Annotated in this window: 18 protein-coding genes, 1 tRNA gene and 1 pseudogene; 10 read left to right on the top strand and 10 right to left on the bottom strand. The window is 46.6% G+C overall.

Annotated elements, in window-relative coordinates; all coding sequences use genetic code 11:
- Positions 1-47: 47 nt before the first annotated feature.
- Positions 48-134: pseudogene (locus MY523_RS21975) on the top strand (hypothetical protein); the annotation flags it as partial.
- Positions 135-139: 5 nt separating this feature from the next.
- Here MY523_RS21975 and MY523_RS15305 read toward each other — a convergent pair.
- Positions 140-955, bottom strand: a complete 816-nt coding sequence (locus MY523_RS15305) for a helix-turn-helix domain-containing protein (RefSeq protein ID WP_250655557.1) — start codon at positions 953-955, stop codon at positions 140-142.
- 146 nt (positions 956-1101) lie between these two features.
- Here MY523_RS15305 and MY523_RS15300 point away from each other — a divergent pair, with 146 nt between their 5' ends.
- The gene (locus MY523_RS15300) at positions 1102-1980 is read left to right on the top strand and encodes an SMP-30/gluconolactonase/LRE family protein (protein WP_250655556.1); all 879 of its coding nucleotides are present in this window, start codon (positions 1102-1104) and stop codon (positions 1978-1980) included.
- Between the two features lie 126 nt (positions 1981-2106).
- Here MY523_RS15300 and MY523_RS15295 read toward each other — a convergent pair.
- Positions 2107-2183 (bottom strand) — tRNA-Arg (locus tag MY523_RS15295).
- Between the two features lie 111 nt (positions 2184-2294).
- Positions 2295-2648 carry a hypothetical protein gene (locus MY523_RS15290; protein ID WP_250655555.1) on the bottom strand — a complete coding sequence of 118 codons (354 nt, stop codon included), beginning with the start codon at positions 2646-2648 and terminating at the stop codon, positions 2295-2297.
- Between the two features lie 163 nt (positions 2649-2811).
- On the opposite strand from MY523_RS15290, the gene MY523_RS15285 reads away from it, so the two are divergent.
- The gene (locus MY523_RS15285; RefSeq protein WP_370301532.1) at positions 2812-3228 is read left to right on the top strand and encodes a c-type cytochrome; all 417 of its coding nucleotides are present in this window, start codon (positions 2812-2814) and stop codon (positions 3226-3228) included.
- A gap of 28 nt (positions 3229-3256) precedes the next feature.
- Here the strand turns inward: MY523_RS15285 and MY523_RS15280 are convergent, their stop codons facing one another.
- Positions 3257-3814 carry a PadR family transcriptional regulator gene (locus MY523_RS15280; protein WP_250655553.1) on the bottom strand — a complete coding sequence of 186 codons (558 nt, stop codon included), beginning with the start codon at positions 3812-3814 and terminating at the stop codon, positions 3257-3259.
- Between the two features lie 180 nt (positions 3815-3994).
- Between MY523_RS15280 and MY523_RS15275 the strand changes: the two genes are divergently transcribed.
- Both MY523_RS15275 and MY523_RS15270 read left to right on the top strand, forming a co-directional pair.
- Complete coding sequence (locus tag MY523_RS15275) at positions 3995-5653, top strand: phytoene desaturase family protein (RefSeq protein WP_250655552.1); 1659 nt, start codon at positions 3995-3997, stop codon at positions 5651-5653.
- A 235-nt stretch (positions 5654-5888) separates the two neighbouring features.
- Complete coding sequence (locus MY523_RS15270) at positions 5889-6419, top strand: REP-associated tyrosine transposase (protein WP_250655551.1); 531 nt, start codon at positions 5889-5891, stop codon at positions 6417-6419.
- Positions 6420-6514: 95 nt separating this feature from the next.
- On the opposite strand, the gene MY523_RS15265 is transcribed toward MY523_RS15270, so the two are convergent.
- The gene (locus MY523_RS15265) at positions 6515-8134 is read right to left on the bottom strand and encodes an IS1182 family transposase (protein ID WP_250655547.1); all 1620 of its coding nucleotides are present in this window, start codon (positions 8132-8134) and stop codon (positions 6515-6517) included.
- A gap of 114 nt (positions 8135-8248) precedes the next feature.
- Positions 8249-10264, bottom strand: coding sequence for a DNA helicase Rep (rep, locus tag MY523_RS15260; protein WP_250655550.1), 2016 nt, complete (start codon positions 10262-10264; stop codon positions 8249-8251).
- Between the two features lie 331 nt (positions 10265-10595).
- On the opposite strand from rep, the gene MY523_RS15255 reads away from it, so the two are divergent.
- From MY523_RS15255 to rmf, 5 genes are all read left to right on the top strand, one after another.
- Positions 10596-12377, top strand: coding sequence for a two-component system response regulator (locus MY523_RS15255; RefSeq protein ID WP_250655549.1), 1782 nt, complete (start codon positions 10596-10598; stop codon positions 12375-12377).
- A 220-nt stretch (positions 12378-12597) separates the two neighbouring features.
- A complete protein-coding gene (locus tag MY523_RS15250; protein WP_250655548.1) occupies positions 12598-14991 on the top strand; it encodes a Tex family protein in 2394 nt (797 codons plus the stop codon).
- 153 nt (positions 14992-15144) lie between these two features.
- The gene (locus tag MY523_RS15245) at positions 15145-16764 is read left to right on the top strand and encodes an IS1182 family transposase (RefSeq protein WP_250655547.1); all 1620 of its coding nucleotides are present in this window, start codon (positions 15145-15147) and stop codon (positions 16762-16764) included.
- Positions 16765-16875: 111 nt separating this feature from the next.
- Positions 16876-18483 carry a glutamate--cysteine ligase gene (gene gshA / locus MY523_RS15240; RefSeq protein WP_250655546.1) on the top strand — a complete coding sequence of 536 codons (1608 nt, stop codon included), beginning with the start codon at positions 16876-16878 and terminating at the stop codon, positions 18481-18483.
- A 369-nt stretch (positions 18484-18852) separates the two neighbouring features.
- Positions 18853-19053: a ribosome modulation factor gene (gene rmf / locus MY523_RS15235; protein ID WP_250655545.1), complete on the top strand. Its 201-nt coding sequence runs from the start codon at positions 18853-18855 to the stop codon at positions 19051-19053.
- A gap of 292 nt (positions 19054-19345) precedes the next feature.
- On the opposite strand, the gene MY523_RS15230 is transcribed toward rmf, so the two are convergent.
- The 4 genes from MY523_RS15230 to MY523_RS15220 form a co-directional block, all read right to left on the bottom strand.
- Entirely contained in the window at positions 19346-19798 is a 453-nt protein-coding gene (locus MY523_RS15230) for a flagellar basal body-associated FliL family protein (RefSeq protein ID WP_250655544.1), read from the bottom strand.
- A gap of 19 nt (positions 19799-19817) precedes the next feature.
- Entirely contained in the window at positions 19818-20405 is a 588-nt protein-coding gene (locus tag MY523_RS15225; protein WP_370301531.1) for a methyl-accepting chemotaxis protein, read from the bottom strand.
- Positions 20406-20731: 326 nt separating this feature from the next.
- Positions 20732-20968: a nitrate/nitrite transporter NrtS gene (nrtS, locus tag MY523_RS21970; RefSeq protein WP_370301081.1), complete on the bottom strand. Its 237-nt coding sequence runs from the start codon at positions 20966-20968 to the stop codon at positions 20732-20734.
- A gap of 357 nt (positions 20969-21325) precedes the next feature.
- Positions 21326-21931: a LysE family translocator gene (locus MY523_RS15220; protein ID WP_250655543.1), complete on the bottom strand. Its 606-nt coding sequence runs from the start codon at positions 21929-21931 to the stop codon at positions 21326-21328.
- Positions 21932-21957: the final 26 nt, after the last annotated feature.

Here is a 21957-nt window from a genome sequence, read left to right as displayed (position 1 = left end):
AATTATCTGTATTAATGGCTCATAATTACGGATAATATGAGCCAAATATGATCAGGAAGCGGCTCATGAAATGTAATTGGGAACATCCAGATTGGCCAAATTTCACTTATAAGGACAATGCTATTCAGCCTGTTCTTTATCAATATGCTTTGGATGCTGGTCGATTGTCGGGTGGAATGGAGCTTCCCGAACACCCCCTTTCGTTGAATTTCTCTATCTTAAAATACTGGGGGACATTAAAAGGTGCGATGGTGGTGACCATTTTGTAGGGTTGTAACTGAGAGGCAGGGTAGAACATCTGGTCTAATGCGGCCTGTTGCTGGAACCGCTGGTAGAGCCGTTCGACTTCGTCATTTAATTGCCTGATGCTATATTCGCTGAACAGTCGGCTGGCGGAATAAAAAGGGTATCCGCCATCAGCGTGGTTGGTTAATGCCTCTTTAATGAAGTTTTGGTTTACGCGAACCAGCGTATGATGCAACGGCCCGTTAAGTCGCCAACGAATAGGGCGCTTAACCAGTATATGAACCGAGTCCTGTTTACCCAGCCTGACCAGCCCCAGTTTTTCAAGTTCTCTTAGATAGAGGTAGACATCGCTGCGCGTTAGCTGGCTTTGTTGAGCGATCATCTCCGGGCTTATTTCACTGATCAAAAGTATAAAGAAGGATGTCAATGAAGGGTTGGCTGCGAGAGCCTGCTCGATGTCCAGCGTTAGCTCGGTAGGCTCGACCGGGGTATTTGAGGCGATACCTGTCAGATCATTAAAGCTGATTCCAAGCGCATCACAGATGTCGATCAAACGACTTAGCTTGCAGTCCTGTTCCTGAAATAGCCGTTTGATGGTTGGCTCCGATGTCTGCATGATGTCTGCCAGATCTTTATACCGTATGCCCTGACTTTTTAAAATCTGCTTCAATGCGCCGAATAGGCTGCTACGTTGCCGGTGTTCGCTCATAGATTGATCCTGAAAAAACAAAAAAGTATTAAATTATAATACCTGACTCCAATTAAATTGCAGCAAAAGCTTGTTTATATATTCTTCTTAACGTCAGTACCCAATGCGGTATTTTAAACGTTTATAAGGTTAAGGAGAGAACCGTTATGAGAAATACGATTAAATCCTGGGGCGCGCTGGTGTTAATGGCTGTAGCAACGTATGCGATAGTGCCAATAGCACAAGCGGAAGAACTCGCGCCTCTTTGGAAGGTGGAGGGCATGGATCAGCCTGAATCTGTGGTTGCAGGCCCTGACGGTCAGCTGCTGTATGTGAGCAATATTAATGGGCAGCCGGTTGAAATGAACGGACAAGGTTATATCAGCAAATTATCAGTTGATGGCCAAGTGGTTGATAAACATTGGGTAGAAGGGCTGGATGCCCCAAAAGGAATGGCCGTAAGCCAAGGGCTTTTGTACGTGGCGGATATGCAGACGCTGCATGTTATTAACATGCAGCAAGGCAGCGTGGTCAAACATTACCAAGCGCCAGACGCCAAGATGTTGAATGATGTTACAGTCGGAGAAAGTGGAGAGGTTTATGTGTCTGACCTGCTGGGCGGCGCCATATATCGTTTGAAGGAAGATAGATTTGACCATTGGCTGGCTAACCCCAAGCTGCCGCATCCAAATGGTTTATTGTGGCACAACGGAGAACTGTATATTGCCAACTGGGGTGAAGGGATGAAAGATGACTTCACGACACGCGAGCCGGGCACTTTGTACCGTTTGGATGTTGCAAGTAAAACACTGAAGGCTGTCGCGACTGGATACCATTTGGGTAACCTGGATGGCGTTGTTGCGATGGACTCCCAGCTTTATATCAGTGACTGGATTACAGGTGAGTTATATCGCCTTTCCGGAAATGAGCGCCATAAGGTGTTACAGCTAACCGCCGGGCTGGCGGATATTGGTAGTGCTGGCAATGGTGTGATCTACGCGCCTATGATGATGGATAATCACATTATTGCTCTCAAGCCCCAGTGATATTTGGGCTGAAGTAGAGGTGGGGTACAAGCTGCGTTGCAAATGTGAGCTATAGGCAAGTTAAAACGCGGTAATCTGGGTTATGAGTTGGTATTCAAGAAGGAGGAAATTAACAAATCAAAGAAATGGCCCGCCCGGAGAGATTCGAACTCCCGACCAAGTGGTTCGAAGCCACCTACTCTATCCAGCTGAGCTACGGGCGGACATTATCTTCAATCGTTATGCCCTTGAAAAAGGGCAAATAGATCAGGCGGCTATAATACGCAGGCAGGCAGAGTGTGTCTAGTGTTCTAACCCAAAATATTGTGATTGTATTACGCGCCGCCCATCCAGAATGTTTTGATCACGGCAATACACCATACCGATAACAGAGAAAGAGCCAGCAACCAGAAAAAGACTCTATTGCGTTGTGTGGTTGATGACTTGCCTCCAGCGCTATCGATCCACCGGAAGTACATATTGCTCATAAAACCAGTCAAAACAAAAAAACTGGCTACAATAGGGAGGGCAAGCTGCCAGGTGGAAATAGCTTCGCCTGCCTGTTTTATTTGGCCGATCCAGACCATTGAGGCAACCAGCACAATAAGTGCGCTGAATTCGACAATTAGTGAAAGTTTGTGATGCTTGTGCATAGGTTTACAGGCCGTATAGCTCGATTTAAAGGCCACAGTATACACCAGTGTTCAAGGGTAGGCTTTTTATCGTTATTCTTTACCGCTATAATGGCGCCACTAATTTTTCGGGCGGGGCTTTTTGATCTCGTCACCCATAATTATGTAGCTATTAAATAGCACTAAATAATATCCCACGAGGTGAAGTGTGAATAAAGTGATGAGAGCGTTAGCAGTGTTTGGATTGGGTGCCGTATTAGCCGGTTCAGTTCAGGCGGCAACAGACGAAGATGCGATTCGTGATCGTATTAAGCCCATCGGAGAGGTCTGTGTTGAAGGTCAGGACTGTGGTTCTGCTGCGGCCGCTGCACCTGCTGAAGCCGCTGCTGGTGGTGCTCGCTCAGGAGAAGATGTTTATAACTCATCGTGTTTTGCATGTCACGGTACTGGCGCAGCAGGCGCGCCGATGATGGGCAACGCAGAGCAGTGGGCACCTCGTGTTGAGCAAGGCATGGATACATTGTTGGCGAACGCGATCAACGGTATCCGAGCAATGCCTGCTCGTGGAACCTGTGCGTCATGCTCTGATGACGAGATAAAAGCAGCGGTTGAGCACATGGTTAACAACAGCAAATAAGCTCAAAGCCCTGATGAAAAAAGCCGATTCAATCGGCTTTTTTTGTGTCTGCTGTTTTTTGCAGTGTAGTTTTGACCTCTTTGGCCCACTCAAGCCAAGCCCTCTCTCCCAGAATACCCCGTCGCAGCGTCATATAAGGTAATAGATAGTGTGCTTTTTTATCGTCATCCAACGACAGGTAAAGTTGTTCAATCTGTTCCAGGTTTTCCAGTGTGCTTTGATGCAGTTCAGTGTGGTTATCCAGCTCCGCTTGCAGGTTCTCTGGTGTTGCCAGGTGCCCGCCATAGAGTTTAACCAGTAAGGCGTCATTTAGCCTGTTTGGTTTAACTGGCTGGCTGATCCAGTCACTTAGCTCTTTCTTTCCCAACGCTGTTATTTCATACACCTTTTTGTCGGGCTTATTACTTTGAGAGTGGGCTTGAAAGGTCACCCACTGATCTTCAGTTAATTTTTTAAGCTGCTGGTAGACTTGTTGATGTTTGGCATTCCAAAAATACCCCAAGCTTCTTTTAAAATGCTTAACAAGGTCATAACCGCTACTGGGCTCAGTTTCGAGCAAGACTAAAATGGCGTGTTTCAATGACATATACGGCCGCTGCTTCTAATAGTAGTGAGGCTGATAATAACAAATTATATGAAAAAAGTTGCATATTAATTGGTGGATCTACTAATATGCAAAAAGTTGCATAAAGGTGATTGAGCGAACACGTCGCCTTAGAGCATTAGATCATCGTCAGCACCATAACAATAACGGCAGAGGTGAACAGTGAAACGTACAGGAACTCGTTTTCGTAAGGATAGAGCAGACACTCATTATGATGTGATTGTTATTGGGTCAGGCCCTGGTGGTTTGTGCAATGCCGCTCTGCTGTCCAAACTAGGCAAAAAAGTGTGTGTGCTGGAGCAGCACTACACTGCGGGTGGTTACAGTCATACCTATGAGCGCAATGGCTATGAGTGGGATGTGGGCGTTCACTATGTCGGTGAGGTTCACAAACCGTACTCGATGCTTCGCCGCGTGTTTGATGTGATCTCAGATAGCCAGCTGGAATGGGCGTATATGGATCAGCTCTATGACCGCATTATCATTGGCGACAAAACCTATGATTACCTTGCCGGCAAGGAGCCGTTTAAACAGCAGATGAAGGAGTATTTTCCTGCTGAAGCCGATGCGATTGATCAGTATGTTGAGCTATTGGGCAATGTTAGCAAATTGGTGCCTCGCTACTTTGCAGGGCAGGCATTGCCTAAATTGGCTGCGGTTGTTTACAACAAAGCACGCCACTATATGCTGCCTGACTATTTCTTTAAAAGTACTCGCGAGGTGCTGGAAGGCCTGACTAAGAATGAAGAGCTTATCGGTGTGCTGACGGCTCAGTGGGGCGATTACGGCCTAACGCCAAAAGATTCGTCATTTATGATGCATGCGATGGTGGCCAAGCACTATATTGCTGGAGGCAATTACCCTGTGGGTGGCTCATCCCGTATCTCCGAGACGATTATTCCGGTAATTAAGCAGGCGGGCGGCAATGTCTTTACCTATGCTGGTGTGGATGAAATCCTGGTTAAAAACAACCGGGCTTACGGCGTTCGTTTAAAGAAAGGCGGACACGAAATATTTGCGGATCAGATTGTCAGCAATGCGGGAATTTACCCAACCTATCAGGACTTGTTACCTGAAAAAGTCGCCAAGAAAAACGGCTTGCTTAAGCAGTTGAATAAGGTTGAGCTGTCGGCTTCTCACGTCTGTATCTATGCCGGGTTTAAGGGGACAGCCGAGGAGCTGAATATCCCGAAGACTAACTTCTGGATCTACCCTGATGTGAATCATGATGAGAATGTTTCACGTTTCTTGGCCTCAGACGGTACAGATGATTTTCCACTGACCTATATTTCGTTCCCATCTGCCAAAGACCCTGCCTGGAATGATCGTTTCCCGGGTAAGTCAACGGTTGAAATTGTCGCACCCACCAATCATAAGTGGTTTCAGCAGTGGCAAGGGACAACGTGGAACAAGCGTGGTGAAGGGTATGATGAGTTAAAAGAAGAGATTCAAAACTCGCTGCTTGAGACGCTGTATAAGCACATGCCACAACTGCGTGACGCCATCGACTATGTAGAACTTTCAACACCGTTATCGACCCAGTGGTTCCAATGGAATAAAGAGGGCGAAATTTATGGTATCAATCATACGGTTGACCGCTTTCAGCAGGACTGGTTACACCCGATAACGCCTGTTAAGAACCTTTATCTTACCGGCGCCGATGTTGTGACTGCCGGGGTCGGTGGTGCGCTCATGGGTGGCGTTATGAGTACCTGCGCAATGGTGGGTTTGAAAGAGAGCTATAAAGTGATGGGGCTGATCAAGGATATTTACAAACCGGAAGAGAGCCCGAAGCTGAAGGCCGAGACGCAAAGGGCGTAAGTTCTGTCTATGATTCCCTGATTCCAGTCGTGCCTCCTTGCATCAAGGCTACAAGTGCACATTCCGCACTATTCTGTAGCCGTGATGCAGCGAAGCGGAATCAAGGGAGGGGGGCAAGGTTACGGGTGCATGTCTCGCACTATTCTGTAGCGAAGCGGAATCAAGGAGATACAATTGTCAAAACAAAGGGCTGTTTTGATCAGGAATAACATATTAAAAGGAAGTATCAAGGAAGATGGTTGCCTACCGAAGAAATTTTGTAGCTGGCGGAACATATTTTTTCACTGTTACGTTAAAGAACAGAAAAACAACATACTTAACAGATTATATTGATGAACTCCGAAATGCTTTTCGACTGTGTCGAAATAAGCAGTTTTTCACTATTGATGCCATCGTGATTTTGCCTGATCACCTGCATACAATTTGGGGCTTGCCTGAAGGTGACATCGATTATCCTTCCCGCTGGCGCTTTATCAAATCGAGTTTCACTCGAAATATTCGTAAATCAGGCGTTCCCCTTAATGCAAATAAACACGGAGGTTTTGATGTCTGGCAAAGGCGGTATTGGGAGCATACGATAAAAAGCCAAGAAGACTACAATCGGCATATAGACTATATCCATTACAACCCTGTGAAACACGGTTATGTTGAAAACCCAACAAATTGGCCATGGTCATCATTCCATTCTTTTGTAAAAAAAGGTGTTCTAGAACCCGAATGGGGATCAGTAATAACCCCTGAAGCCGACTTTGATTTCGGAGAGTAATCCCTGATTCCAGTCGTGCCTCCTTGCATCAAGGCTACAAGTGCACATTCCGCACTATTCTGTAGCCGTGATGCAGCGAAGAGGCTGTGAAAGTATTAACAAGCAAGAGATTCTTTGACTTCAAAACGAACTCGAAGCGAATCTGGCGTCATTACAACGGCCTTTATAATTATTGTCTGTAGAAACAGGTAATACTTATAGGCCTTTAAATATAGCTCTGGGCTCCTTCTATTAAGGCGAAACAGAGCTTTATTTTTTATCTCCTCAAGGAGCCTGTCGAACCCCAACACATTAAGTGCACGTGTGAGATTATAACATAACGCCATTAAACTAAACTCAGCCGCTACCTTCTCTTGGCCTCTTAGCAGGAAGTGGCTCCAACCTGCTCTAGATTTCATCGTGCCAAATGGGTGCTCAACGAGTGTACTTCGCTCGCGCATTTTTCCTTTGCTTACCTTCATTCGTTCTTGATGAGCTGTGAGCAGGTCTGCATTCTCACTTCGCCACACGACTCGGCAAGGTATTTTCTCCCCAAGACAGCTTGCTTTTTGGGGGCAGCTTTTACAGACTGTTTCTGATGCACTGAAGCGATGAAATACTTGTCCGTTCTGTGTGCGGGGCGACCCTCGTTGGTTTAATGACTCTCCTGCAGGGCACACATAATGATTTTTCCTCGCATCATATATGAACTGGTCTTTTGTGTACCTTCCCTTTTTCCCTTTACCCCCCGTTTTAGGCTTGGGAACATAAGGTGTTATCTTATCTTTTACACACTTAGCAATATGCGCCCCGCTGTAATAGCCCGCATCAGCAAGCACTTCTAACTCATCTGAATTCAGTATTTTCTTTGCTTTTAGCGACATTGGGTGCAATTGTTTAAGGTCGTTTGGCTCCGTTGTGACTTCTTCGCAAACGATCAAGTGATGCTTGTTATCTACTGCTATCTGTACGCTGTAGCCGGATACCTTTTGAGTTCCTTTGTTCAGTAAACGGGCATCTTTGTCTGTACTGCTCTCTTGTGTTTTTTTAGATTTTTCTAACCTTTTTAATTCGCTCTCTTTATCTTGTTTTTCTTTTTTCCAGTCTTCGAGTTGCTGAAGCACTTTTTCCAGTTCAATATCACTGGGCTTGTTTTCTTCTTCCTTTTCCTGCGCATCTTGCTGATCTAGCTCGTTCTGCCATTGCTCGATATGCGCCTCTAGCTTTTTGAGCTTCTTCTTGAGACCTGTGGTGGTCGTAAAGCTCTTGCGGCTCGCGCTTCCTTTAAAGAAACTGCCGTCAATAGCAATGCACTGGCCTCCAAACAACGAAAGTTTCTTGCAGAATAAAATAAACTCTTTATGAGTCTCCCGAATCGCACGCCGGTTTTGGCTGCGAAAATTAGCGATCGTCTTATAGCTTGGCTTAAGCCCTTGAACTAACCACATCACCTCTATATTACGGTGGCACTCTTGTTCCAACCGACGACTCGACTTAATGCGGTTTAGATATCCGTAGAGGTAAAGCTTGAGTAACGCACCGGGAGGGTAGGCAGGCTGCCCGCTATTAACCTTGTTTTCTAAGGTATGTTGATAGCCGAGCTTTCCTAAGTCTAAACATTCAACATAGGCATCAAGGGCTCTGATGGGATGCCTCTCATGCACGTAGTCATCCATATGGCTCGGAAACAAATCCCCTTGATCGCGGGAGTGTGTTTTCTTGTATTGTCTTCCCATTTTCTTATATCTTCGAAGTCGTTAGGCGACGATATTATACAGCGGGGAGCCTATGGATACTTTCACAGCCTCGAAGCGGAATCAAGGGAGGGTTGATGTGGGTTATCAAGTAGGTTATTCCCCCATCAAATCCTTCAAACTGGCGAGCGTGGCTTTACCCTTTTCCTGATTAACGGCTTTGTCGTTTTTGCCGCCACCTTCCCATACCACATCATCCTCCGGCAGCTCATCAAGAAAACGGCTGGGGATGGTCTCAATTTTTTCGCCATATTGCTTGCGGGTTCCAGCATAAGTCAGTGCGAGGGTTTTCTTGGCGCGGGTAATTCCGACGTACATCAGGCGGCGCTCTTCTTCGATATTATTTTCTTCAATGCTGGCACGGTGAGGCAGTATCTCTTCTTCCAGCCCCATGATGAACACATGGGGGAATTCGAGCCCCTTTGATGCGTGCAGGGTCATTAAGTGGACTTTATCGGTCTCCTCTTCCTCTTGTTGCTGTTCTAGCATATCTCTTAGAACAAGTTTGGTGACGGCTTCATCAATGCCAATTTCATCGGCCGTGCCTTTGTCTTTATCGAGCATTTTTTGCAGCGAATCGATCAGGTACCAGACGTTTGCCATTCTGCGCTCAGCCTGAGTGGGTGAGGCGCTGTTTTCATGCAACCACTCTTCATACTCAATATCGGTAAACATCTGTTTGATCACGGTTACCGGGTCTTCCTGGCTGCAGCGTCGGGTGGTGTTGCGAAGCCAGTGAGTGAACCGCCTGACCCTTTCTAGCCCTTTGCCCGTCAGGTGCTGTTCCAGACCAATTTCATCAACGGCCTGATACAGACCGCAGTCTCGTTCGGTGGCATAATTACCGAGTTTTTCGACCGTGCTGGGGCCTATCTCTCTGCGTGGCACGTTGATAATGCGCAAAAAGGCGGCATCGTCTTCCGGGTTTATCAATAATCGCAGATAGGCCATGGCATCTTTAATTTCGTTTCGAGCGAAAAAAGAGGTACCGCCCGACAACTGGTAGGGAATCTGAAACGCCTGCAGCTTTATCTCCAGCAACCGTGATTGGTGATTGCCGCGGTATAGGATCGCAAAGTCTTTAAAGTCGACTTTATTCTTGAGTTTAAAGTTAAGGATTTCTCCGGCTATGCGCTCAGCTTCTGCATCTTCATTTCGGCACTCGATAATGCGTATCTGGTCACCGACCGCAAAATCGCTCCAGAGTGCCTTTTCAAATACGTGAGGGTTGTTGGCGATAACCTGGTTGGCCGCATTCAGGATGAGCCGAGTAGAGCGGTAGTTTTGCTCAAGTTTGATGAGGTTGAGATTGGGGAAATCCTCTTTTAGCTTCACCAGATTTTCGGGGCGAGCCCCACGCCATGAATAGATTGACTGATCATCATCCCCAACTACGGTAAATGTGGCTCTGACCCCAACCAGCATCTTGACCAGCTCATATTGAGTGATGTTGGTATCTTGATATTCATCGACCAATAGATAGCGAAGTTTATTCTGCCATTTATCGAGGATTTCAGGGTTATTTTGAAACAGTGTTACGGGCAACAAAATAAGGTCGTCAAAATCAACCGCGTTATAGGCCTTCAGGTATCGGTTATAGAGTTTGTAGACCTGAGCCATCATCTGTTCGCGCTCGTCTTTCGCACGGCTAAGGGCCCGGTCTGGGCATAACATGTCGTTTTTCCAGTTCGAAATGGCCATCTGCACGTCAGCGACCTCTTCTCCGGTATCGGAAAAGTCCTTCATCATCAGGTCACGAATCAGTGCCTTGGCATCTTCGGAATCAAAAATGGTAAAGCCGGATTTATACCCCAGCACTTTATGTTCTTGCCGAATGATGTTCAGGCCGAGGTTATGAAACGTCGATACCGTGAGGCCTTTAGCGTCCTTCCCTTTCAGCAGTTTGCCGACACGCTCTTTCATCTCACGAGCTGCTTTATTGGTAAATGTCAGGGCTGCAATATTTCTGGCTTTGATGCCACATTGCTCAACCAGATAGACTATTTTGCTGGTGATTACGCTGGTTTTACCACTGCCAGCACCGGCAAGAACCAAAAGAGGGCCACTAACATAATGTACGGCCTCGCGTTGTCTGGGGTTGAGTCGTGACACGGAATTGAACCTTTAAATCAATAGATACGAAGAGGGGTTAAGCGCGAGCTATTTTAACAGAGAAGTGATCGACTGAAGAGATTAATTACACCCAGGCTTTTATTAAATCGAAAGCGCTTGCCTTGCGAGTTTGATGTATTGAGCTACCTTAAAATATATTAGAAGCGTGATCCAGGCATCATATGAAGTGGTGGGTTAGCGTATATTATTGTTCGTAGACCTCTAATAACAAGAGATAAATACCGATTGAGCCGGTAACAAGTGAGTGGTTACCAGAGAGCTTTATAGGATAGAGCTGAGGATTATGGCAGGAGAGTGCCAGGAGAAAAGGATGTCAGAAGCCGTATCAGGTCGTGATGCAATGTTGCCACTCGTCAATCGCTCAGTTGTTAGTCAGCCAGTAGAGCTTAGTGTGCTGCTGCTTACGGGTGAGCATAAGGATTACCTCTGGCTACAACACCTTGTTCAGCAGATGTCCGGTTTTGACTGCTCGCTTACCTGGTGTTCTGATTTATCTCGTCGACATGATTTGGTTAGCGGTAGTCAGTTTGACCTGATTCTCTGGGATTGTGGTTTTCGTGATGAAGACCCGTTGGTCTTTTTAGGTTTCCTCTCTTTTGATAGCGACCAAACGCCTGTTATCTGTCTGAGTGCAGAGCCGGAAGAGTCTTTTGCTAAAATAATTTTTCAGTCCGGTGGTGCCGACTATATCTGCAAGTCGACGCTAACTCATAGCCTGCTCGAACGCGCGATTAGAAATGTCACACTCCGGCGTGCGGTTGAAAAGCAGCAAGATACTAAAAGCCACATTGATACCTTAACCGGTGTCGTTAACCGCCGGGTTTTTCTTGACCGCCTCCACCAATCTGTTTTGAGGGCTGACCGCCACGAGGAGGTATTGGGGCTGGTACTGTTCAATGTTGATGATTTTAGCCGGGTGAATGACCGTTTTGGCTATCGGGTCGGAGATCAGCTGATCAAACGTGTGGCATCAAGGTTAAGGCAAGGGCTCCGCAAGAGTGACAGCCTGGCGCGGATAGGGGGCGACGAGTTCGCCATCATTCTGGAAAATATGGATAACGCACTGGATGTGAACCATGTGACGGCCAAACTACTGGCGCAGTTTGAAGCGCCGTTTGATATTGAGCATCACCAGCTGGTGGTTACGCTGAGTGCTGGCGTTGCATCATTCCCGGAGGCAGGGCCGGACTCTGAGAGTATTCTTAAAAATGCTAACCGGGCGATGCAGGATGCAAAACGCCAGCAGGGTAGTAGTTTTGATTATTATCGCCAGAAGATGAGTGTCGCCGTTGAGCGTGAATTAGAGCTGGAAGCGGAGTTTCGTACCGCCATCAGGAATGGCGAACTCAGATTGTTCTATCAGCCAAGGGTCAGTATTGCCAATGACCAAGTGATTGGCTACGAGAGCCTTATTCGCTGGCAACACCCGACCCGAGGGTTGTTGATGCCTGATGACTTTATACCGGCCGCCGAACGTAGCGGAATGATCGTGCCTATGGGCTACTGGGTCGTGGAGCAAGCCTGTCGTGACCTGGCCAAGTTACAGATGTTGGGGTATGGCGAGTTAGTGTGTGCGGTGAATTTATCCTTCCGTCAGTTCTATGATAAAAAACTAAGTGAAACGGTATTTCGTATTATCTATAACGCCAATATCAACACCGGTAATCTGGAGTTTGAGCTAACCGAATCTGCAATGATGTATGACCAGGACTATACTCAGCGTTGCCTGAAACAGTTGGCGCAGTTAGGGGTTAGTTTTTCACTGGATGACTTCGGAACCGGCTATTCATCATTTGCCAACATTCAGAAACTGCCGGTCTCGACCATTAAAATTGATAAGTCATTTATCGAGAATGTTACCAGCAATGTTGACGATGAGATTATTGTGAAGGCCATTATTAGCCTGGCTCATAACCTGCAAATTAACGTCGTAGCGGAAGGGGTAGAAAGTGAAGATCAGCTGGCTTTTTTGCGCAATCAGAACTGCGATGAAGCTCAGGGTTATCTGTTCAGCAAGGCGGTTAACTTCGATGCATTTTTATCATACCTCGAAGCGACACGGGCTTTAGAGGTGATAAATAGCCGAGGTTAATCTCCTCTCCATACCGCTTTCTTGTTAACTTTCCCCTGTATCTCAAGCACCCGATTGTTAGCTATAGGCTCTTTTTTCTGCCGCTGATTGATCAGGGCTACTTTTTCAATATTGTTCAGCGTTATAATGCCTGCCCTCTATGGGCTTACTCTCTTTGGGTTTACGCTCTGTTAGATTAGTACAGCTATATTGAAAACTCGCTTCGTTACAAGGTTCTCTAATGGATAAAATATCTCAACGTATTGCTGACGAAATCGGCGTAAAAGTGCAGCAAGTGACGGCTGCTGTGGGGTTGCTTGATGAAGGTGCGACCGTGCCGTTTATCTCTCGTTACCGAAAAGAAGTGACCGGCTCGCTAGATGATACGCAGATGCGTCAAATAGAAGATCGTTTGCGCTACTTGAGAGAGCTGGAAAGCCGAAGAGAGAGTATTCTGGCCAGCATCCGTGAGCAAGAAAAACTGACCCCCGCCCTTGAGCAGGATATTTTAGCCGCTGAGACTAAAACCATACTGGAAGACCTTTACCTCCCCTACAAGCCGAAACGGCGTACTAAAGGCCAAATTGCTCGGGAGGCAGGGCTAGAGCCTTTGGCCGATAGTTTGCTGGACAACCCTGAACTGAACCCTGAAAAAGAGGCGGAAGCATTTATTAATGCCGACGCAGGTGTGGCAGACACCAAGGCTGCGTTAGATGGCGCTAAATTTATATTGATGGAGCGCTTTAGTGAAGATGCTGCTTTGCTGGGCAGGCTGAGAACCTTCCTTTGGCAGGAGGGCGAGATACAGGTCACGGTTGCAGAAGGGAAAGAGCAGGAAGGAGCGAAGTTCCGAGATTATTTTGAACACCGGGAAGCGTTGAAAAAAATACCCTCTCACCGTGCGCTCGCTATTTTTAGAGGGCGGAATGAAGGCATCTTAAACTACAGTATTGAGGTAGGCGATACTGATGGAGATAGAAAGGTCGCCCACCCCTGTGAGTCAATGGTGGCAGAGCACTGGGCTATAGAGAATAAAGATCGCCCTGCTGATAAATGGTTGCAGGAAGTGGTTCGATGGACCTGGCGTATCAAGCTCAGCACGCACCTTGAAACCGAACTGATGGGGCAGATACGCGAGCAAGCAGAAGACGATGCCATCAACGTATTTGCCAGCAACTTGAAAGATTTATTACTTGCTGCTCCGGCGGGGCCAAAAGCAACACTGGGCCTGGACCCTGGGTTAAGAACAGGGGTTAAAGTTGCCGTCGTTGATGCCACAGGCAAGGTGTTAGACCACTGCGCGATATATCCTCATGCGCCACAGAACAAGTGGCAGCAGTCGCTTGATATACTGGCTGCGCTTTGTTTAAAACATCGTGTTCAGCTTATTAGCATCGGTAACGGCACAGCATCTCGTGAAACGGATAAACTAGCAGCAGAGCTGATGGCGAAACACCCTGAACTGAAGCTGACGCGTATTACGGTGAGTGAAGCGGGCGCTTCGGTCTATTCTGCTTCTGAATACGCCGCTAAAGAATTTCCTGATCTGGATGTAACAATTCGGGGGGCGGTATCGATTGCACGTCGCTTGCAGGATCCGCTGGCTGAACTGGTTAAAATTGAACCCAAGTCTATCGGTGTGGGTCAATATCAGCATGATGTGAGTCAGACCCAGATGGCCCGCAGTCTGGATGCGGTGGTAGAGGACTGTGTAAACGCCGTTGGAGTCGATCTGAATACAGCCTCCGCGCCGCTGTTAACGCGGGTATCGGGTTTGAATCAGGTTATCGCCAACAATATTGTTGAATACCGTAATCTCAATGGTGCCTTTGCTGGCCGACGTGAATTGAAAAAAGTACCAAGATTAGGCGAAAAAACATTTGAGCAGGCAGCCGGCTTTTTAAGGGTGATGAATGGTAAGAACCCACTGGATGCATCTGCTGTGCACCCGGAAGCCTATGATGTGGTTAAACAAATTGCCGAGAAAAATAACCGCAAGGTGGAAGCGATTATCGGCGACTCAGCCTTTTTGAAAGGGGTGAATGCGCAAGACTATGTTAGTGAAAAATTCGGCACCCCAACAGTTAAGGATATTATTGCCGAATTAGATAAACCCGGACGAGACCCAAGGCCTGAATTTCGTTTTGCCGCCTTTCAGGAGGGCATTGAGAAAATTACCGACCTCAAGCCGGGGATGACACTGGAAGGGGCGGTCACCAACGTAACTAACTTTGGTGCCTTTGTTGATATCGGTGTTCATCAAGACGGTTTAGTTCATATCTCTGCGCTATCGAATACATTTGTTAAAGACCCTCGTGAAGTGGTTAAAGCGGGAGATATTGTAAAAGTTAAAGTGATGGAAGTAGACGTACCGCGTAATCGCATTGGGCTGTCTATGCGTTTGACTGATGAACCGGGTGTAGAGGCCAGGAAAGAGTCTGGTGGACGCGGCGCTGAAACGAGAAGCGCTGAGCCCGGAAAGGGGCACCGTAACCCGCAGAATCGTGGACGTAGTCAGAACAGGGGAAGTAGTCAGAACAGGGGAAGTAGTCAGAACAGGGAAAGCAGCCCTCAGGGGGCGATGGCAGGCGCGCTAGCGTTGGCCATGAAGTCGGCAAAAAAGAACAAGAAATAATATAGGCGCAAATACTGTAGCCGTGATGAAAGGAGGCACGACTGGAATCAAGGAAAACCACTTCCCCCTTGATTCCGCTTCGAGGCTGTGAAAGTATCCATAGGCTCCCCGCTGTATAATATCGTCGCCTAACGACTTCGAAGATATAAGAAAATGGGAAGACAATACAAGAAAACACACTCCCGCGATCAAGGGGATTTGTTTCCGAGCCATATGGATGACTACGTGCATGAGAGGCATCCCATCAGAGCCCTTGATGCCTATGTTGAATGTTTAGACTTAGGAAAGCTCGGCTATCAACATACCTTAGAAAACAAGGTTAATAGCGGGCAGCCTGCCTACCCTCCCGGTGCGTTACTCAAGCTTTACCTCTACGGATATCTAAACCGCATTAAGTCGAGTCGTCGGTTGGAACAAGAGTGCCACCGTAATATAGAGGTGATGTGGTTAGTTCAAGGGCTTAAGCCAAGCTATAAGACGATCGCTAATTTTCGCAGCCAAAACCGGCGTGCGATTCGGGAGACTCATAAAGAGTTTATTTTATTCTGCAAGAAACTTTCGTTGTTTGGAGGCCAGTGCATTGCTATTGACGGCAGTTTCTTTAAAGGAAGCGCGAGCCGCAAGAGCTTTACGACCACCACAGGTCTCAAGAAGAAGCTCAAAAAGCTAGAGGCGCATATCGAGCAATGGCAGAACGAGCTAGATCAGCAAGATGCGCAGGAAAAGGAAGAAGAAAACAAGCCCAGTGATATTGAACTGGAAAAAGTGCTTCAGCAACTCGAAGACTGGAAAAAAGAAAAACAAGATAAAGAGAGCGAATTAAAAAGGTTAGAAAAATCTAAAAAAACACAAGAGAGCAGTACAGACAAAGATGCCCGTTTACTGAACAAAGGAACTCAAAAGGTATCCGGCTACAGCGTACAGATAGCAGTAGATAACAAGCATCACTTGATCGTTTGCGAAGAAGTCACAACGGAGCCAAACGACCTTAAACAATTGCACCCAATGTCGCTAAAAGCAAAGAAAATACTGAATTCAGATGAGTTAGAAGTGCTTGCTGATGCGGGCTATTACAGCGGGGCGCATATTGCTAAGTGTGTAAAAGATAAGATAACACCTTATGTTCCCAAGCCTAAAACGGGGGGTAAAGGGAAAAAGGGAAGGTACACAAAAGACCAGTTCATATATGATGCGAGGAAAAATCATTATGTGTGCCCTGCAGGAGAGTCATTAAACCAACGAGGGTCGCCCCGCACACAGAACGGACAAGTATTTCATCGCTTCAGTGCATCAGAAACAGTCTGTAAAAGCTGCCCCCAAAAAGCAAGCTGTCTTGGGGAGAAAATACCTTGCCGAGTCGTGTGGCGAAGTGAGAATGCAGACCTGCTCACAGCTCATCAAGAACGAATGAAGGTAAGCAAAGGAAAAATGCGCGAGCGAAGTACACTCGTTGAGCACCCATTTGGCACGATGAAATCTAGAGCAGGTTGGAGCCACTTCCTGCTAAGAGGCCAAGAGAAGGTAGCGGCTGAGTTTAGTTTAATGGCGTTATGTTATAATCTCACACGTGCACTTAATGTGTTGGGGTTCGACAGGCTCCTTGAGGAGATAAAAAATAAAGCTCTGTTTCGCCTTAATAGAAGGAGCCCAGAGCTATATTTAAAGGCCTATAAGTATTACCTGTTTCTACAGACAATAATTATAAAGGCCGTTGTAATGACGCCAGATTCGCTTCGAGTTCGTTTTGAAGTCAAAGAATCTCTTGCTTGTTAATACTTTCACAGCCTCTTCGCTTCATCACGGCTACGAATAGGGTGTCGCCTTGTGTTTTAAAAAAACGCCCCCATTTAGTTTCACATTTAAACTTAGGCCAATAGGTTGCTCATGACAAATGCTCTGGACGCTCGACTGGAACTGCTTTCCGAAGCGGCACGCCGTGAATTGTTAAATATTTCACGAGGAATTGAAAAAGAAGGGCTTCGGGTCGACTCAAGTCACTTTATCTCTCAGACCAGTCATCCAGACGTATTAGGGCATACGCTGACCCACCCGCAAATCACCACAGACTACTCTGAAGCGTTGATGGAGCTGATTACGCCTGTGTCGCAAAGTGTTGACGGGCTATTGAAAGACCTGGGCGATGTGCACAGCTTCGTACAGAGCAACCTGGGTGACGAAGTACTTTGGTCTGGCAGTATGCCCTGCAAGATTGAAGGCAACGAAAGCATTCGCATTGCAGAATATGGCGACTCAAACCTGGGTAAGCTAAAACATATCTACCGTAAAGGTCTGGATGTTCGCTATGGCCGGATTATGCAAAGCATTGCCGGGCTGCACTACAACTTTTCACTGCCTGATGCATTCTGGAAAGAGTGGCAGGTGGTACTGGGCGATAAGCAGCCTTTGCAGGATTTTAAGTCAGAACAATACTTCTCTCTTATCAGAAACTTTCGACGTCACTCGTGGTTGCTGATGTATCTGTTTGGTGCGTCTCCCGCGCTTGACCAGAGTTTCCTGGCAGGCATGAGACACCCGCTTCAGCCATTTGATGAAAAAGGCACGTGGTATTTACCTTATGCGACCTCATTGCGTATGGGGGACCTGGGGTACCATAGCAACGCCCAGTCTTCGCTGGCGATCTGCTTTAATAACCTAAGCAACTTCACCAACACCTTACAGGAAGCGATACATAAGCCTTACCCGGCTTATGAAGTGATGGGGGTTAAAAAAGATGGCGAATATATCCAGTTAAATACCAACATCCTTCAAATTGAAAATGAGTACTATAGCTCGATAAGGCCTAAGCGAAATGCTGAGTCTGGCGAAAAACCAATTTCTGCGCTGCAACAGCGGGGCGTTGAGTATATTGAGGTTCGTTGTCTTGACCTGAACCCGTTTCTTCCTCTAGGTATTAGTGCCCAGCAAGTTCGTTTTCTGGATGCCTTTCTGATTCATTGCCTGATCGCTGATAGCCCGCTTGTTTCAGACGCAGAGTGCCAAGCGTTAGACTGGAACTTTGAGACCGTTGTTAACCGTGGTCGAGAGCCCGGTCTTAAGTTAAAGACGCCTGCGGGTGATGCGCCTTTAAATGAATTGGGCTTAAGCCTGCTGGACGGCATTGAGCAGGTCGCAAAGATATTTGATGACGTTAATGCGATGGCGGCTGACGCAGGTTCACTGGGCCAACAAGGCCAGGCTAATGGTAAAAGTTATATCGCAGCCATTGAGGAGCAGCGGCAAAAGTTAATTCAGCCTGACTTAACGCCATCCGCCAACATCTTGTCTGTAATGGCGTCTGAATCGCTCTCTTGGCTGGAATTTGTCGGGGAGCTATCTCTCAAGCACCAACTGGTGTCTCAATCACAGGGGCATCAGCCATCTATTGATGAAAAGTATGCGTTAATGGCTAAAGAATCTTTCCTTAAAGAACAGCAACTTAAAGAGGCTGATTTAAGTGAATTCTCTGAGTATATGACGCAGTATCTATCTTAAACGTTATCTGCCGCACAAAAAACAACCTACTTTATTGTTGCGTTATGTAAGCTGTGTTAACTTTAGTGTCGTATTAGGGGTTTCCCGCATACAAAACGTAACAAAATGATCTAAAAATTCGCTTCATGTTTCACTGTGTTGCGCTATTGTAAAATCATAATAATAAACTGTGGATAATATTCCGCGATAGGGTAGGGCTACCACATAGTACTCAGTGAGGGATAGTTTGTTGTCTATAGGGCCGAACCATATAGACAGCGTTGCTGTTAGCCGCATGGCAACTCGGCACGAATTTGTTGAACGATGATGTTTTGTTGAACAATATCTTGACCTCTCTGGATATGAGTGGAAAAAGAAAGGAGCGGCCTCATGGCCAAAGACTTTTCATTAGGGTGGGACCTCGAGTCTCTCAATAAAGCATACCAGCAAGGTTATATGGCCGGATTGATGGGGATGAACCGTCAGAAGTGTCCGTACAACGGAGAAGTCATTGCTGCAGCATGGGAAGCGGGCTGGGAAGATGGATATGACTCATGCAAACTTAAAGAACCTGTTCATAGGATTGCATAATTAATATCCATTTATAAGAGACGTTCGCACGACTACTGTGCTTGCAAATACGGCGTTAAAAAATGGCTCAAAATGCTCATTTATTACCCATAAACTACGCTTTTTCGTCATTTTTTGCCTTGTCTGTGCTGCGCTCGTAACATCGTGCAAAGGTCTCTATAAAATTGTCGGTCGGGCTCTTGAGGGTGTCTACCTGATTGAACCCCGACCTGCATTGTTAGACTGTTATGGCGTCTTTCTGTTTGTTTTGGCTTGCCCAATGGCTAATTCTGAAAAACACTACGTTACAAACTTAACGCTGCAACACAAAGTTGGTAAATAGCAGATCCTCTGCTGTTGGTGAGCCCGTTTCTTCTTCCAGAACTTTCTTCACCCTCTCCAGCGCCTCTAGCCTTAGTTTTTCCTGTCCTTCCATGGTGCTGATATCGGCTTCTGCCTGCGCACTTAAAAGCAGTACAATTTCATTTCTGATCAGTGGCATGTGCTGTTCAACCAGACCGGCAGCCGCCACGGTATTTGTTCTTACTGAAATGTCTGCTTTAACAAATTTAAGCTTTGGTGCTGGTCCGCCGAAATTAGCGACAAACGAAGGTTTTAGATCAACGTACTGAACATTAACCTTGTTCTCGTCTTCTTCTGCCTGGCTGTGGCCGCTGATCGTTGAGCAGATAATGAATAGCGCGGCCAGCAGAAAGCCAAAACGGTGTGTGACTGTATTTTTGGATGGTGCATGTTGCTCTATCAATGGTCCGTCCTGTTGCTAATTAATGGCTTAATGATGATAGCTGATTGACAATCTGTTGTCCCAGGCTGACGTTCTCTTCTGAGCCTGAAATAGCCTCTTGAGTATCTTCAACGAGCTGCTGTACCCGGCTGCGAATGGTTTCTGCTTCCTGCATCTGGTGAGATATACTTTGCAGAACGGCTTGAACCGACTCTGCGCTACTATGGGCGGAATCTTTTAAACCAGATAAATTATTCATTGTTTCATTGGCTATGGTGACACTGCTATTGATGACCTCCGCGACTTCCTGTTGCTTGCTGATGACAGAGTTTGAGATCTCGGTAATCTTGGTGATTTCCCGCTGAATCTCTTCCGCTGACTCATTTGACGTATTGGCAAGCTGGCGAACTTCATCCGCAACAACAGCAAACCCTCGTCCATGTTCACCGGCGCGTGCGGCTTCAATCGCTGCATTGAGCGCAAGCAGGTTTGTCTGGTCGGCAATTGCCTTAATCGACTCAAGTAACTTACTGATTGTTTTGTTACTTTCGTCGAGACTTTCGAGCAGTGTCGTGAACTCTGTAATATCTCTGGCAGATGCTTCAATGTTGTTCGATAGTTGGCTCATATCGTTGTAGCACTGACCCGTCATGTCTACGGTATGCTTAGCGGACACCTCTGATTCCTGGGCACTGTTTTGAATATGGTGTATCTGGTCAACGAAAGACTCCAGGCCTTGGTGGCTTTCCTCTATTTCATTGAGTCTTCGGCCAGAAGAGGCATGTTCTCTCTGCGCATTATCAACCACATTTTTTGCAGAGTGCAGCGGGTTGTCGGCTAGTAACTGGTCAAGAATTGATGCTTTACGTTCTAATTCACTCAATTCGCTTTTATCAACTGCAACTTCGTTTTCTTTGAGTGAGTTATTACCAAATCCAAACATAATGATACCTGTTATTCATTATTTGTATTTTCGAGCGTCGCGCCTACGGCAGCATAGGTAGAAACCGCGTAGGGGACAAAGTAAGTCAGTAACATTTTTATCATCTGTGAGGCACCCGCGTCCCCTTGTATCAATGCATCACCATGATTGATTCCAACGAGAATGCTACCCACTATAATTGCAACTTTTAATGCTCTTTTTCTTATCGGCCGCGAGCAAGCGGTCTTGAGCCAAACGCTGGATATCATTCACAAGTCCGCAGTAGCCTAATGTCTGTTTGCACGCTTGATATGGCGCCTGCATGTGACAGACTTATTGGAAAGGTGTTTATGCTTACGCTCTGTCAGGTGCATGGCTGATAACCAGACGCTTCAGGTTATTATTGAAGTTTAGACGGGGATTTTAAAAAAGCCTGAAAAAACATAAAAAAACGTTTGGTGGTGACGCCTCAACGCCGCCCACCATACATACGCCGCCTACAATACATAGAGAAGGTCGGCTGATAACTCGAATGCGTGTCGTAGTTAGTTTAAGTTAGTTGAAGTTAGTTGCAGTTAGTCGCAGCACGTCACAATCGACACGTTCTGCCAGATGACCCTCAAGCGCTAAAAGATAATCATTAATACCGATGAGGCTGTTAGGCCGCCCATCATATAATTGAAACGAACCCTCGCTCGTTGGGTTTTTAGTTTTTGTCCTATCAGTTTGCCAAAGAGTGTCCAGATGGGCAGCGTATTGACCATGACTAGGCTATAGGCTGCGATGATCAAGAGAGCAGAAATAACATACTGATCGCCACCTTTGGTAAAGCTTGAGATCGCTGTAATACACATAATCCAGGCTTTAGGGTTTACAAATTGAAAGCCTGCCGCCTGCCATGTTGAGAGCGGTTGACTGCTTTCATGGTTATCATCAGGTGATGCGTTCGCGTTTGCGATCTTCCAGGCTAGATAGAAAAGATAAATTGTCCCAATTACTTTAAGCAGTGTATGAGTGAGTGGCCACATTTGGAAAATTGACCCTAGTCCGGCTGCGACAGCGGATAGCAGTATGGCAAATCCAATCAGGATGCCAAGCATGTGAGGGATCGACCGAACGAAACCGTACGTTGCGCCAGATGCGGTTAGCATTAAGTTGTTCGGCCCGGGTGTCCCCGCTGTTGATAGTGCGAATAGTGCCAATGCCAGTAGATAAGGTAGCTCATCTTCCATGTTCTTGTCCTCTTCTCATTGTATCA

The sequence above is a fragment of the Alkalimarinus coralli genome (assembly GCF_023650515.1).
Classification (GTDB): domain Bacteria; phylum Pseudomonadota; class Gammaproteobacteria; order Pseudomonadales; family Oleiphilaceae; genus Alkalimarinus; species Alkalimarinus coralli.
The sequence above is the reverse complement of the archived record's forward strand: the minus strand, read 5'-3'. Positions and strand labels throughout refer to the sequence as shown.

Bases quoted from the DNA above. Each gene is read 5' to 3' on its own strand.
- MY523_RS15265 (WP_250655547.1), bottom strand. From the start codon at position 8,134: ATGGGAAGACAATACAAGAAAACACACTCCCGCGATCAAGGGGATTTG.
- MY523_RS15305 (WP_250655557.1), bottom strand. From the start codon at position 955: ATGAGCGAACACCGGCAACGTAGCAGCCTATTCGGCGCATTGAAGCAG.
- MY523_RS15280 (WP_250655553.1), bottom strand. From the start codon at position 3,814: ATGTCATTGAAACACGCCATTTTAGTCTTGCTCGAAACTGAGCCCAGT.
- MY523_RS15270 (WP_250655551.1), top strand. From the start codon at position 5,889: ATGGTTGCCTACCGAAGAAATTTTGTAGCTGGCGGAACATATTTTTTC.
- nrtS (WP_370301081.1), bottom strand. From the start codon at position 20,968: ATGATATCCAGCGTTTGGCTCAAGACCGCTTGCTCGCGGCCGATAAGA.
- MY523_RS15300 (WP_250655556.1), top strand. From the start codon at position 1,102: ATGAGAAATACGATTAAATCCTGGGGCGCGCTGGTGTTAATGGCTGTA.
- MY523_RS15245 (WP_250655547.1), top strand. From the start codon at position 15,145: ATGGGAAGACAATACAAGAAAACACACTCCCGCGATCAAGGGGATTTG.
- MY523_RS15285 (WP_370301532.1), top strand. From the start codon at position 2,812: ATGAGAGCGTTAGCAGTGTTTGGATTGGGTGCCGTATTAGCCGGTTCA.
- MY523_RS15255 (WP_250655549.1), top strand. From the start codon at position 10,596: ATGTCAGAAGCCGTATCAGGTCGTGATGCAATGTTGCCACTCGTCAAT.
- gshA (WP_250655546.1), top strand. From the start codon at position 16,876: ATGACAAATGCTCTGGACGCTCGACTGGAACTGCTTTCCGAAGCGGCA.
- rmf (WP_250655545.1), top strand. From the start codon at position 18,853: ATGGCCAAAGACTTTTCATTAGGGTGGGACCTCGAGTCTCTCAATAAA.
- MY523_RS15220 (WP_250655543.1), bottom strand. From the start codon at position 21,931: ATGGAAGATGAGCTACCTTATCTACTGGCATTGGCACTATTCGCACTA.
- MY523_RS15250 (WP_250655548.1), top strand. From the start codon at position 12,598: ATGGATAAAATATCTCAACGTATTGCTGACGAAATCGGCGTAAAAGTG.
- MY523_RS15225 (WP_370301531.1), bottom strand. From the start codon at position 20,405: ATGAGCCAACTATCGAACAACATTGAAGCATCTGCCAGAGATATTACA.